The following is a 13,841-nucleotide window of genomic DNA, read 5'->3' as shown; positions in this document are numbered from 1 at the left end:
TGATAAATCCTCCGTTCTATTGTTGACCCCATAAGTTATTGATTTCTTTTTCTTTTTGGTCAATGCTCTCTGTTAAAAAAGTGACATGCCCCATCTTCCGTCTGTGCTTTGCCTCTTTTTTACCGTACAAGTATATCTTACCTTCACTGAATAACGAAAGATTATTTAAAATCAGAGGCATATGTTCGCCTAAAACGTTCACCATGATGCCTGGATGCAGCAAAACAGGCTTCCCGAGCGGCAGATTGCATACAGCACGGATATGCTGCTCAAACTGATCTGTTTCGCAGAGGTCAATGGTGTAATGACCTGAATTATGAGGTCTTGGAGCAAGCTCGTTAATTAAAATGCTTCCCTCTTCGGTGACAAACATTTCGACCGCAAGCGTACCGACAAGGTTAAAGGCAGCAGCGAGCTGACCAGCCTGTTTCTCTGCTTCACGGGCTGTGCCTTCCCCAATTCTTGCAGGTACAATGCTCTGGTGAAGAATGTTGTTGACATGAACGTTCTCCGCAATCGGGAAAGAACGGATTTCTCCATCTGAATTTCTTGCGACAATCACCGAAATTTCTTTTACAAACGGCACCCACTTTTCAAGAATGCAGGTTCCGTTTTTCAAAAGCTCTGCAGCTGTTTTAAGGTCTTCGTTATGTCTGATTACCGCCTGCCCCTTACCATCGTAGCCACCGCGGCACGTTTTCAATACACAAGGCAGCTCAAGTTCCCCGGCTGCTGATGCAAGCTCCGTTTCTGTTTCGACAATCCGGTAGTCTGCAACTGTGCATCCTGCATCTGTGATCGCTTGTTTCTCTGTGCCGCGATCCTGAGTCAATGACAGAAGTGCCGAACCCTGAGGCAAATAGGCATTCGCTTCAATCCACTTTAAAGCCTCGTAATCTATGTTTTCAAACTCATACGTAATCACATCGCTAAGTTCTGCAAGTTTCTTAATAGCTTCCAAATCGTTGTAGGAGGCCGTTATTTCATAGTCTGCAAGCTGACCGCACGGTGAATTAGGAGTAGGGTCCAGCACAGCAACGTCATACCCCATGCTTTTTGCAGCCACTGTCATCATCCGGCCAAGCTGACCGCCGCCGATGATTCCGATTGTTGAACCGGGCATAATCATTTGTTTAGACAAGGTCATCACTGCTTTCCAGCACGGTGTTCCGTGTTTTTTCCCGTTTTGCATCAAGCCTTTCAGCAAGGAGCGTATCTGAGATTGAGAGAATCTGGGCTGCCAGCAGGCCTGCATTGACTGCCCCGGCCTTGCCGATTGCAACCGTTGCAACCGGAACACCGCCAGGCATCTGCACGATAGACAGCAGCGAATCCATGCCGTTAAGCGCTTTTGATTGAACAGGCACTCCAATTACAGGGAGTGTCGTTTTGGCGGCAACCATGCCAGGCAGATGAGCAGCTCCTCCTGCGCCGGCCACAATCACTTTCAGCCCTCTATTTCTTGCATCTTCTGCATAAGCAAACATATAATCAGGAGTGCGATGTGCGGAAACCACTTTTTTCTCATAAGGCACCTGAAGCTCATCAAGAACTTCGCAGGCGTGCTTCATCGTCTCCCAGTCTGACGTGCTGCCCATTATAATTCCAACCAATGGTTCCATCTATATCCCCCGCCTCTATCCATCTGTTTTACGTTTTTCAAATTCTTTTTTTCCACGAAAAAACCGGTTTGCAAACCTTCTCTACAAGAGAAAGCACTGCAAACCGGTCATAAGAACATTCATAAAAAAGCTGTTCCATGTCTGGTCAACGATCACTTTCCCTCATAGTCCAATAATTTACGGTTATCGGGTAGAAACTTTCGGGCCATATTCCCGACTTTATATGAGGTCATTCATTCGTTTTCATATCCAACATAATCATAACAGCCTGATTCAGAAGTTGTCAACGAAAAATCGAACAATGTAATAACTTCTGTATAAAACGTTCGTATTTAGATTAACTTTCCTTCAAAAACAATCTTTTTCCCATAAGGTACCACTTCAATTGAACCATTTATCTTTTCTTCTTTAAAAATTGGCTCTTCCATTCTTCTGACAGGCATGTAGCCCTCACTCTGCATGCGGGAAAGGCAGCTGTCGATGCTTTCGCCTTCTCCAACCTCAAACTTTCGCTTTTTCGGCTTGTCCGTCATACCTCAATCTTACCCCTTCTTACCGCTTTCACCCAGAAGCCTCCGTGGATTGTCTTCGGCTCAAACGCAATAATAAATGCCCTAGGATCAAGCTCTTTTATTGCTGCATATAGATTCAATTCATACTTTCTCGGAGTGAGGATCTGCATCGCGAGCCGGTCACCCTCACGGCCATTTGCCATCCAGTCCGTTACCCCATATCCTTTGTCTCTCAGAATACCCGGCAGGTCCTTCTCGCTTTCAGTCGAAATTACGTTAACTGTAATATACCCGAGAGCAAGCTTTTCCTCAATCTTCATCCCTACAATAACGCCAATTCCGTACCCGACCGCATACGCAATCAAATTCTGAATCTCATTTAAATTATCAAGCACAAGACCAAGGCCGATGACATAAATCACAACTTCTATCGTACTGATAAAAGCCGCAAGATACCGCTGGCCCTTAAGCGTCAAGATCATCCGTATCGTAAAAAAAGATACATAAACAATATTAATTACCAAGATGATTAAAATCATCATTAAACTATTGGAAAGCAATGAATTTCCTCCTAACATGATGACCCTTATACTTTAAGCTGCAAACTGCTCATATTAAAGGTAACAGGTCATATCTTACTAAAGTTTTGGGAAAGAAACAATGGAAGAGGGGCAGATAACGGGTGTTTTGTTTTGCTGCTATGAAGGTGGCGGGATAGCGGTCGGACGATTCAGCAAAGAAGAATAAAAGTGAGAGGGCTTTGGTCCAAAGTGGTTGGGCAGCTTAGAGGGTTTCAGTTGTCTGCTTACCCTGCGATATCGTTTTACGGGTTTGGTGGGTACGATTCGGGTGTTTGCTTACCCTCTGATATCGTTTCTCGGTTTACGAGGGTACGATTCAAGCGTTTGCTTACCCTCCGATATCGTTTCTCGGTTTACGAGGGTACGATTCAGGCGTTTGCTTACCCTCCGATATCGTTTCTCGGTTTACGAGGGTACGATTCAGGCGTTTGCTTACCCTCCGATATCGTTTTACAGTTTACGAGGGTACGATTCGGACATTTACTTACCCTGCCAAATCGAAATGACAGTTTTACAGGGTACGATTGAGCCATTTGTTTGCACTATGTACCCCGCCGATTTCTTGCTTAACAACAAAAAAGACAGCATCTCTGCTGTCCTTTTTTCTGCGTGCCTGGCAACGTCCTACTCTCACAGGGGGAAACCCCCAACTACCATCGGCGCTGAGAGCTTAACTTCCTTGCTTCGGCATCCGGCCTGCGATGAGCTTCGCATCTCTTCGTCAGCTTCACTCGTTCAGATCCTCACGTACATTCGTACGCTCCGGTCTTCTCTCCCTCGCTTCCTCGACCTGCTCGCTCCTCCCAACCCTCCGGATGGAAGGCGAATATCATTCCTGTTCATCCTGCCCAAACCCTCCTGGGTTTGACTCGTCTCTTTTTAAGAAAACAAAAAAGAACAGCATCTCTGCTGTCCTCTTTTCTGCGTGCCTGGCAACGTCCTACTCTCACAGGGGGAAACCCCCAACTACCATCGGCGCTAAAGAGCTTAACTTCCGTGTTCGGCATGGGAACGGGTGTGACCTCTTTGCCATCATCACCAGACAATATGCATTTTTGTTGAAAGAAGTTATTCTTTCAAAACTGAGTAACGTTTGATAACAAGATTCACGTGCAATTTACGCTTAGTTAGACTGTGGTTAAGTCCTCGAACGATTAGTATCTGTCAGCTCCACACGTCACCGCGCTTCCACCTCAGACCTATCAACCTGATCATCTTTCAGGGTTCTTACTCACAAATGTGATGGGAAATCTCATCTTGAGGGGGGCTTCATGCTTAGATGCTTTCAGCACTTATCCCTTCCGCACATAGCTACCCAGCGATGCCTTTGGCAAGACAACTGGTACACCAGCGGTGCGTCCATCCCGGTCCTCTCGTACTAAGGACAGCTCCTCTCAAATTTCCTGCGCCCACGACGGATAGGGACCGAACTGTCTCACGACGTTCTGAACCCAGCTCGCGTACCGCTTTAATGGGCGAACAGCCCAACCCTTGGGACCGACTACAGCCCCAGGATGCGATGAGCCGACATCGAGGTGCCAAACCTCCCCGTCGATGTGGACTCTTGGGGGAGATAAGCCTGTTATCCCCGGGGTAGCTTTTATCCGTTGAGCGATGGCCCTTCCATGCGGAACCACCGGATCACTAAGCCCGACTTTCGTCCCTGCTCGACTTGTAGGTCTCGCAGTCAAGCTCCCTTGTGCCTTTACACTCTGCGAATGATTTCCAACCATTCTGAGGGAACCTTTGGGCGCCTCCGTTACATTTTAGGAGGCGACCGCCCCAGTCAAACTGCCCGCCTGACACTGTCTCCCAGCCCGGTAAGGGCTGCGGGTTAGAATTTCAATACAGCAAGGGTAGTATCCCACCAATGCCTCCACCGAAGCTTGCGCTCCGGCTTCCAAGGCTCCTACCTATCCTGTACAAGCTGTACCAAAATTCAATATCAGGCTGCAGTAAAGCTCCACGGGGTCTTTCCGTCCTGTCGCGGGTAACCTGCATCTTCACAGGTACTATAATTTCACCGAGTCTCTCGTTGAGACAGTGCCCAGATCGTTACGCCTTTCGTGCGGGTCGGAACTTACCCGACAAGGAATTTCGCTACCTTAGGACCGTTATAGTTACGGCCGCCGTTTACTGGGGCTTCGGTTCAAAGCTTCGCTTGCGCTAACCTCTCCCCTTAACCTTCCAGCACCGGGCAGGCGTCAGCCCCTATACTTCGCCTTGCGGCTTCGCAGAGACCTGTGTTTTTGCTAAACAGTCGCCTGGGCCTATTCACTGCGGCTTTTCAGGGCTATTCACCCTAAAAAGCACCCCTTCTCCCGAAGTTACGGGGTCATTTTGCCGAGTTCCTTAACGAGAGTTCTCTCGCTCACCTTAGGATTCTCTCCTCGCCTACCTGTGTCGGTTTGCGGTACGGGCACCTCTCACCTCGCTAGAGGCTTTTCTTGGCAGTGTGGAATCAGGAACTTCGGTACTAAATTTCCCTCGCCATCACAGCTCAGCCTTATATGGGAAGCGGATTTGCCTACTTCCCGGCCTAACTGCTTGGACGCGCATATCCAACAGCGCGCTTGCCCTATCCTCCTGCGTCCCCCCATTGCTCAAATGGTGAGGAGGTGGTACAGGAATATCAACCTGTTGTCCATCGCCTACGCCTTTCGGCCTCGGCTTAGGTCCCGACTAACCCTGAGCGGACGAGCCTTCCTCAGGAAACCTTAGGCATTCGGTGGAGGGGATTCTCACCCCTCTTTCGCTACTCATACCGGCATTCTCACTTCTAAGCGCTCCACCAGTCCTTCCGGTCTGGCTTCGACGCCCTTAGAACGCTCTCCTACCACTGTTCGTAAGAACAGTCCGCAGCTTCGGTGATACGTTTAGCCCCGGTACATTTTCGGCGCAGAGTCACTCGACCAGTGAGCTATTACGCACTCTTTAAATGGTGGCTGCTTCTAAGCCAACATCCTGGTTGTCTAAGCAACTCCACATCCTTTTCCACTTAACGTATACTTTGGGACCTTAGCTGGCGGTCTGGGCTGTTTCCCTCTTGACTACGGATCTTATCACTCGCAGTCTGACTCCCGAGGAGCAAGTCTTTGGCATTCGGAGTTTGACTGAATTCGGTAACCCGATGAGGGCCCCTAGTCCAATCAGTGCTCTACCTCCAAGACTCTCATACTCGAGGCTAGCCCTAAAGCTATTTCGGAGAGAACCAGCTATCTCCAAGTTCGATTGGAATTTCTCCGCTACCCACACCTCATCCCCGCACTTTTCAACGTGCGTGGGTTCGGGCCTCCATTCAGTGTTACCTGAACTTCACCCTGGACATGGGTAGATCACCTGGTTTCGGGTCTACGACCACGTACTAATTCGCCCTATTCAGACTCGCTTTCGCTGCGGCTCCGTCTCATCAACTTAACCTTGCACGGGATCGTAACTCGCCGGTTCATTCTACAAAAGGCACGCCATCACCCGTTAACGGGCTCTGACTACTTGTAAGCACACGGTTTCAGGATCTTTTCACTCCCCTTCCGGGGTGCTTTTCACCTTTCCCTCACGGTACTGGTTCACTATCGGTCACTAGGTAGTATTTAGCCTTGGGAGATGGTCCTCCCGGATTCCGACGGGATTTCACGTGTCCCGCCGTACTCAGGATCCACTCTGGAGGGAACGAAGTTTCGACTACAGGGTTTTTACCTTCTATGACAGGCCTTTCCAGGCCGCTTCATCTACCCCGTTCCTTTGTAACTCCGTATAGAGTGTCCTACAACCCCAAGAGGCAAGCCTCTTGGTTTGGGCTGATTCCGTTTCGCTCGCCGCTACTTGGGAAATCGCATTTGCTTTCTCTTCCTCCGGGTACTTAGATGTTTCAGTTCCCCGGGTCTGCCTTCAGTACCCTATGTATTCAGGTAAAGATACTGTTCCATTACGAACAGTGGGTTTCCCCATTCGGAAATCTCTGGATCAAAGCTTACTTACAGCTCCCCAAAGCATATCGGTGTTAGTCCCGTCCTTCATCGGCTCCTAGTGCCAAGGCATCCACCGTGCGCCCTTCATAACTTAACCAAAATTGGTCAATCGTTTGTTTAGACTGTAAAGTCTAAGAAAATCACTATGGTAAGCGTAAATCTCAGTGAATTACTTGTTATCAATTACGTTATCCAGTTTTCAAAGAACAACCGGCAAATCAGAAATGACCGCCTTCTTTCATATAGAGAGAATGATCTCTCAAAACTAAACAAAAACCAAAAGCGACCTCATATCCTTAGAAAGGAGGTGATCCAGCCGCACCTTCCGATACGGCTACCTTGTTACGACTTCACCCCAATCATCTACCCCACCTTAGGCGGCTGGCTCCTTGCGGTTACCCCACCGACTTCGGGTGTTGCAAACTCTCGTGGTGTGACGGGCGGTGTGTACAAGGCCCGGGAACGTATTCACCGCGGCATGCTGATCCGCGATTACTAGCGATTCCAGCTTCATGCAGGCGAGTTGCAGCCTGCAATCCGAACTGAGAATGGTTTTATGGGATTGGCTAAACCTCGCGGTCTCGCAGCCCTTTGTACCATCCATTGTAGCACGTGTGTAGCCCAGGTCATAAGGGGCATGATGATTTGACGTCATCCCCACCTTCCTCCGGTTTGTCACCGGCAGTCACCTTAGAGTGCCCAACTGAATGCTGGCAACTAAGATCAAGGGTTGCGCTCGTTGCGGGACTTAACCCAACATCTCACGACACGAGCTGACGACAACCATGCACCACCTGTCACTTTGTCCCCCGAAGGGGAACCTTCTATCTCTAGAAGTGGCAAAGGATGTCAAGACCTGGTAAGGTTCTTCGCGTTGCTTCGAATTAAACCACATGCTCCACCGCTTGTGCGGGCCCCCGTCAATTCCTTTGAGTTTCAGTCTTGCGACCGTACTCCCCAGGCGGAGTGCTTAATGCGTTAGCTGCAGCACTAAAGGGCGGAAACCCTCTAACACTTAGCACTCATCGTTTACGGCGTGGACTACCAGGGTATCTAATCCTGTTCGCTCCCCACGCTTTCGCGCCTCAGCGTCAGTTACAGACCAGAGAGTCGCCTTCGCCACTGGTGTTCCTCCACATCTCTACGCATTTCACCGCTACACGTGGAATTCCACTCTCCTCTTCTGCACTCAAGTTTCCCAGTTTCCAATGACCCTCCCCGGTTGAGCCGGGGGCTTTCACATCAGACTTAAGAAACCGCCTGCGCGCGCTTTACGCCCAATAATTCCGGACAACGCTTGCCACCTACGTATTACCGCGGCTGCTGGCACGTAGTTAGCCGTGGCTTTCTGGTCAGGTACCGTCAAGGTGCCGGCAGTTACTCCGGCACTTGTTCTTCCCTGACAACAGAGTTTTACGATCCGAAAACCTTCATCACTCACGCGGCGTTGCTCCGTCAGACTTTCGTCCATTGCGGAAGATTCCCTACTGCTGCCTCCCGTAGGAGTCTGGGCCGTGTCTCAGTCCCAGTGTGGCCGATCACCCTCTCAGGTCGGCTACGCATCGTCGCCTTGGTGAGCCATTACCTCACCAACTAGCTAATGCGCCGCGGGCCCATCTGTAAGTGACAGCCGAAACCGTCTTTGAATGTCAAACCATGCGGTTTGACATAGTATCCGGTATTAGCTCCGGTTTCCCGGAGTTATCCCAGTCTTACAGGCAGGTTGCCCACGTGTTACTCACCCGTCCGCCGCTGACCTCCGAAGAGGTCCGCTCGACTTGCATGTATTAGGCACGCCGCCAGCGTTCGTCCTGAGCCAGGATCAAACTCTCCGAAGAAAATTTGTGACTCATAAATGTTGCTGACTTAAAAAATTTAAAACGTTTGGTACGCTTTTGGTTTTGTTTAGTTTTCAAAGATCATTTTTTTGCTTCAAGAGCAACTTTTAAATCATACTATACTAGATTCATAAAGTCAACATCTTTTTTGAAGTTTTATAGCTTGCGGATAAAACCGCTGATGCTTCACAGCATAAGCTGATCAGAATCATTGCTACAGCCTGGCAACGTCCTACTCTCACAGGGGGAAACCCCCAACTACCATCGGCGCTAAAGAGCTTAACTTCCGTGTTCGGCATGGGAACGGGTGTGACCTCTTTGCCATCATCACCAGACAATATGCATTTTTGTTGAAAGAAGTTATTCTTTCAAAACTGAGTAACGTTTGATAACAAGATTCACGTGCAATTTACGCTTAGTTAGACTGTGGTTAAGTCCTCGAACGATTAGTATCTGTCAGCTCCACACGTCACCGCGCTTCCACCTCAGACCTATCAACCTGATCATCTTTCAGGGTTCTTACTCACAAATGTGATGGGAAATCTCATCTTGAGGGGGGCTTCATGCTTAGATGCTTTCAGCACTTATCCCTTCCGCACATAGCTACCCAGCGATGCCTTTGGCAAGACAACTGGTACACCAGCGGTGCGTCCATCCCGGTCCTCTCGTACTAAGGACAGCTCCTCTCAAATTTCCTGCGCCCACGACGGATAGGGACCGAACTGTCTCACGACGTTCTGAACCCAGCTCGCGTACCGCTTTAATGGGCGAACAGCCCAACCCTTGGGACCGACTACAGCCCCAGGATGCGATGAGCCGACATCGAGGTGCCAAACCTCCCCGTCGATGTGGACTCTTGGGGGAGATAAGCCTGTTATCCCCGGGGTAGCTTTTATCCGTTGAGCGATGGCCCTTCCATGCGGAACCACCGGATCACTAAGCCCGACTTTCGTCCCTGCTCGACTTGTAGGTCTCGCAGTCAAGCTCCCTTGTGCCTTTACACTCTGCGAATGATTTCCAACCATTCTGAGGGAACCTTTGGGCGCCTCCGTTACATTTTAGGAGGCGACCGCCCCAGTCAAACTGCCCGCCTGACACTGTCTCCCAGCCCGGTAAGGGCTGCGGGTTAGAATTTCAATACAGCAAGGGTAGTATCCCACCAATGCCTCCACCGAAGCTTGCGCTCCGGCTTCCAAGGCTCCTACCTATCCTGTACAAGCTGTACCAAAATTCAATATCAGGCTGCAGTAAAGCTCCACGGGGTCTTTCCGTCCTGTCGCGGGTAACCTGCATCTTCACAGGTACTATAATTTCACCGAGTCTCTCGTTGAGACAGTGCCCAGATCGTTACGCCTTTCGTGCGGGTCGGAACTTACCCGACAAGGAATTTCGCTACCTTAGGACCGTTATAGTTACGGCCGCCGTTTACTGGGGCTTCGGTTCAAAGCTTCGCTTGCGCTAACCTCTCCCCTTAACCTTCCAGCACCGGGCAGGCGTCAGCCCCTATACTTCGCCTTGCGGCTTCGCAGAGACCTGTGTTTTTGCTAAACAGTCGCCTGGGCCTATTCACTGCGGCTTTTCAGGGCTATTCACCCTAAAAAGCACCCCTTCTCCCGAAGTTACGGGGTCATTTTGCCGAGTTCCTTAACGAGAGTTCTCTCGCTCACCTTAGGATTCTCTCCTCGCCTACCTGTGTCGGTTTGCGGTACGGGCACCTCTCACCTCGCTAGAGGCTTTTCTTGGCAGTGTGGAATCAGGAACTTCGGTACTAAATTTCCCTCGCCATCACAGCTCAGCCTTATATGGGAAGCGGATTTGCCTACTTCCCGGCCTAACTGCTTGGACGCGCATATCCAACAGCGCGCTTGCCCTATCCTCCTGCGTCCCCCCATTGCTCAAATGGTGAGGAGGTGGTACAGGAATATCAACCTGTTGTCCATCGCCTACGCCTTTCGGCCTCGGCTTAGGTCCCGACTAACCCTGAGCGGACGAGCCTTCCTCAGGAAACCTTAGGCATTCGGTGGAGGGGATTCTCACCCCTCTTTCGCTACTCATACCGGCATTCTCACTTCTAAGCGCTCCACCAGTCCTTCCGGTCTGGCTTCGACGCCCTTAGAACGCTCTCCTACCACTGTTCGTAAGAACAGTCCGCAGCTTCGGTGATACGTTTAGCCCCGGTACATTTTCGGCGCAGAGTCACTCGACCAGTGAGCTATTACGCACTCTTTAAATGGTGGCTGCTTCTAAGCCAACATCCTGGTTGTCTAAGCAACTCCACATCCTTTTCCACTTAACGTATACTTTGGGACCTTAGCTGGCGGTCTGGGCTGTTTCCCTCTTGACTACGGATCTTATCACTCGCAGTCTGACTCCCGAGGAGCAAGTCTTTGGCATTCGGAGTTTGACTGAATTCGGTAACCCGATGAGGGCCCCTAGTCCAATCAGTGCTCTACCTCCAAGACTCTCATACTCGAGGCTAGCCCTAAAGCTATTTCGGAGAGAACCAGCTATCTCCAAGTTCGATTGGAATTTCTCCGCTACCCACACCTCATCCCCGCACTTTTCAACGTGCGTGGGTTCGGGCCTCCATTCAGTGTTACCTGAACTTCACCCTGGACATGGGTAGATCACCTGGTTTCGGGTCTACGACCACGTACTAATTCGCCCTATTCAGACTCGCTTTCGCTGCGGCTCCGTCTCATCAACTTAACCTTGCACGGGATCGTAACTCGCCGGTTCATTCTACAAAAGGCACGCCATCACCCGTTAACGGGCTCTGACTACTTGTAAGCACACGGTTTCAGGATCTTTTCACTCCCCTTCCGGGGTGCTTTTCACCTTTCCCTCACGGTACTGGTTCACTATCGGTCACTAGGTAGTATTTAGCCTTGGGAGATGGTCCTCCCGGATTCCGACGGGATTTCACGTGTCCCGCCGTACTCAGGATCCACTCTGGAGGGAACGAAGTTTCGACTACAGGGTTTTTACCTTCTATGACAGGCCTTTCCAGGCCGCTTCATCTACCCCGTTCCTTTGTAACTCCGTATAGAGTGTCCTACAACCCCAAGAGGCAAGCCTCTTGGTTTGGGCTGATTCCGTTTCGCTCGCCGCTACTTGGGAAATCGCATTTGCTTTCTCTTCCTCCGGGTACTTAGATGTTTCAGTTCCCCGGGTCTGCCTTCAGTACCCTATGTATTCAGGTAAAGATACTGTTCCATTACGAACAGTGGGTTTCCCCATTCGGAAATCTCTGGATCAAAGCTTACTTACAGCTCCCCAAAGCATATCGGTGTTAGTCCCGTCCTTCATCGGCTCCTAGTGCCAAGGCATCCACCGTGCGCCCTTCATAACTTAACCAAAATTGGTCAATCGTTTGTTTAGACTGTAAAGTCTAAGAAAATCACTATGGTAAGCGTAAATCTCAGTGAATTACTTGTTATCAATTACGTTATCCAGTTTTCAAAGAACAACCGGCAAATCAGAAATGACCGCCTTCTTTCATATAGAGAGAATGATCTCTCAAAACTAAACAAAAACCAAAAGCGACCTCATATCCTTAGAAAGGAGGTGATCCAGCCGCACCTTCCGATACGGCTACCTTGTTACGACTTCACCCCAATCATCTACCCCACCTTAGGCGGCTGGCTCCTTGCGGTTACCCCACCGACTTCGGGTGTTGCAAACTCTCGTGGTGTGACGGGCGGTGTGTACAAGGCCCGGGAACGTATTCACCGCGGCATGCTGATCCGCGATTACTAGCGATTCCAGCTTCATGCAGGCGAGTTGCAGCCTGCAATCCGAACTGAGAATGGTTTTATGGGATTGGCTAAACCTCGCGGTCTCGCAGCCCTTTGTACCATCCATTGTAGCACGTGTGTAGCCCAGGTCATAAGGGGCATGATGATTTGACGTCATCCCCACCTTCCTCCGGTTTGTCACCGGCAGTCACCTTAGAGTGCCCAACTGAATGCTGGCAACTAAGATCAAGGGTTGCGCTCGTTGCGGGACTTAACCCAACATCTCACGACACGAGCTGACGACAACCATGCACCACCTGTCACTTTGTCCCCCGAAGGGGAACCTTCTATCTCTAGAAGTGGCAAAGGATGTCAAGACCTGGTAAGGTTCTTCGCGTTGCTTCGAATTAAACCACATGCTCCACCGCTTGTGCGGGCCCCCGTCAATTCCTTTGAGTTTCAGTCTTGCGACCGTACTCCCCAGGCGGAGTGCTTAATGCGTTAGCTGCAGCACTAAAGGGCGGAAACCCTCTAACACTTAGCACTCATCGTTTACGGCGTGGACTACCAGGGTATCTAATCCTGTTCGCTCCCCACGCTTTCGCGCCTCAGCGTCAGTTACAGACCAGAGAGTCGCCTTCGCCACTGGTGTTCCTCCACATCTCTACGCATTTCACCGCTACACGTGGAATTCCACTCTCCTCTTCTGCACTCAAGTTTCCCAGTTTCCAATGACCCTCCCCGGTTGAGCCGGGGGCTTTCACATCAGACTTAAGAAACCGCCTGCGCGCGCTTTACGCCCAATAATTCCGGACAACGCTTGCCACCTACGTATTACCGCGGCTGCTGGCACGTAGTTAGCCGTGGCTTTCTGGTCAGGTACCGTCAAGGCGCCGGCAGTTACTCCGGCACTTGTTCTTCCCTGACAACAGAGTTTTACGATCCGAAAACCTTCATCACTCACGCGGCGTTGCTCCGTCAGACTTTCGTCCATTGCGGAAGATTCCCTACTGCTGCCTCCCGTAGGAGTCTGGGCCGTGTCTCAGTCCCAGTGTGGCCGATCACCCTCTCAGGTCGGCTACGCATCGTCGCCTTGGTGAGCCATTACCTCACCAACTAGCTAATGCGCCGCGGGCCCATCTGTAAGTGACAGCCGAAACCGTCTTTGAATGTCAAACCATGCGGTTTGACATAGTATCCGGTATTAGCTCCGGTTTCCCGGAGTTATCCCAGTCTTACAGGCAGGTTGCCCACGTGTTACTCACCCGTCCGCCGCTGACCTCCGAAGAGGTCCGCTCGACTTGCATGTATTAGGCACGCCGCCAGCGTTCGTCCTGAGCCAGGATCAAACTCTCCGAAGAAAATTTGTGACTCATAAATGTTGCTGACTTAAAAATTTAAAACGTTTGGTACGCTTTTGGTTTTGTTTAGTTTTCAAAGATCATTTTTTTGCTTCAAGAGCAACTTTTAAATCATACTATACTAGATTCATAAAGTCAACATCTTTTTTTCAGAAGCTGTGTTGTCATTCGTTCGCGACAACAGATATTAATATACCACGATAACTTTGATGCGTCAACGTT

At 50.2% G+C, this 13,841-nt stretch carries 5 protein-coding genes, 6 rRNA genes and 1 riboswitch; all 11 genes read right to left on the bottom strand.

Annotation, left to right across the window (positions count from 1 at the left end):
* Positions 1-16 precede the first annotated feature (16 nt).
* A complete protein-coding gene (gene purK / locus ACK1LH_RS01760; protein WP_029566475.1) occupies positions 17-1,141 on the bottom strand; it encodes a 5-(carboxyamino)imidazole ribonucleotide synthase in 1,125 nt (374 codons plus the stop codon).
* Positions 1,134-1,622: a 5-(carboxyamino)imidazole ribonucleotide mutase gene (gene purE, locus ACK1LH_RS01755; protein ID WP_029566476.1), complete on the bottom strand. Its 489-nt coding sequence runs from the start codon at positions 1,620-1,622 to the stop codon at positions 1,134-1,136. The genes purK and purE overlap by 8 nt, the downstream gene beginning before the upstream one ends.
* A 145-nt stretch (positions 1,623-1,767) precedes the next feature.
* A riboswitch (purine riboswitch) is annotated at positions 1,768-1,869 on the bottom strand.
* Positions 1,870-1,954: 85 nt separating this feature from the next.
* Complete coding sequence (locus tag ACK1LH_RS01750) at positions 1,955-2,155, bottom strand: NETI motif-containing protein (protein ID WP_029566477.1); 201 nt, start codon at positions 2,153-2,155, stop codon at positions 1,955-1,957.
* Positions 2,152-2,694 carry a DUF2179 domain-containing protein gene (locus ACK1LH_RS01745; RefSeq protein WP_029285459.1) on the bottom strand — a complete coding sequence of 181 codons (543 nt, stop codon included), beginning with the start codon at positions 2,692-2,694 and terminating at the stop codon, positions 2,152-2,154. Before ACK1LH_RS01745 ends, ACK1LH_RS01750 begins: the two co-directional genes overlap by 4 nt.
* A 532-nt stretch (positions 2,695-3,226) precedes the next feature.
* Positions 3,227-3,349, bottom strand: a complete 123-nt coding sequence (locus ACK1LH_RS01740) for a hypothetical protein (protein WP_277987845.1) — start codon at positions 3,347-3,349, stop codon at positions 3,227-3,229.
* A gap of 293 nt (positions 3,350-3,642) precedes the next feature.
* Positions 3,643-3,758: ribosomal RNA gene (rrf, locus tag ACK1LH_RS01735) — 5S ribosomal RNA — on the bottom strand.
* Positions 3,759-3,849: 91 nt separating this feature from the next.
* A 23S ribosomal RNA gene (locus ACK1LH_RS01730) occupies positions 3,850-6,780 on the bottom strand.
* Positions 6,781-6,983: 203 nt separating this feature from the next.
* A 16S ribosomal RNA gene (locus ACK1LH_RS01725) occupies positions 6,984-8,521 on the bottom strand.
* 219 nt (positions 8,522-8,740) lie between these two features.
* Positions 8,741-8,856, bottom strand: a 5S ribosomal RNA gene (rrf, locus tag ACK1LH_RS01720).
* A 91-nt stretch (positions 8,857-8,947) separates the two neighbouring features.
* Positions 8,948-11,878, bottom strand: a 23S ribosomal RNA gene (locus ACK1LH_RS01715).
* A gap of 203 nt (positions 11,879-12,081) precedes the next feature.
* A 16S ribosomal RNA gene (locus tag ACK1LH_RS01710) occupies positions 12,082-13,619 on the bottom strand.
* Together the 16S, 23S and 5S rRNA genes form the textbook arrangement of a ribosomal RNA operon.
* Positions 13,620-13,841: the final 222 nt, after the last annotated feature.

Source organism: Metabacillus indicus (genome assembly GCF_046603695.1).
Lineage (GTDB): Bacteria > Bacillota > Bacilli > Bacillales > Bacillaceae > Bacillus_P > Bacillus_P indicus.
The sequence above is the reverse complement of the archived record's forward strand: the minus strand, read 5'-3'. Positions and strand labels throughout refer to the sequence as shown.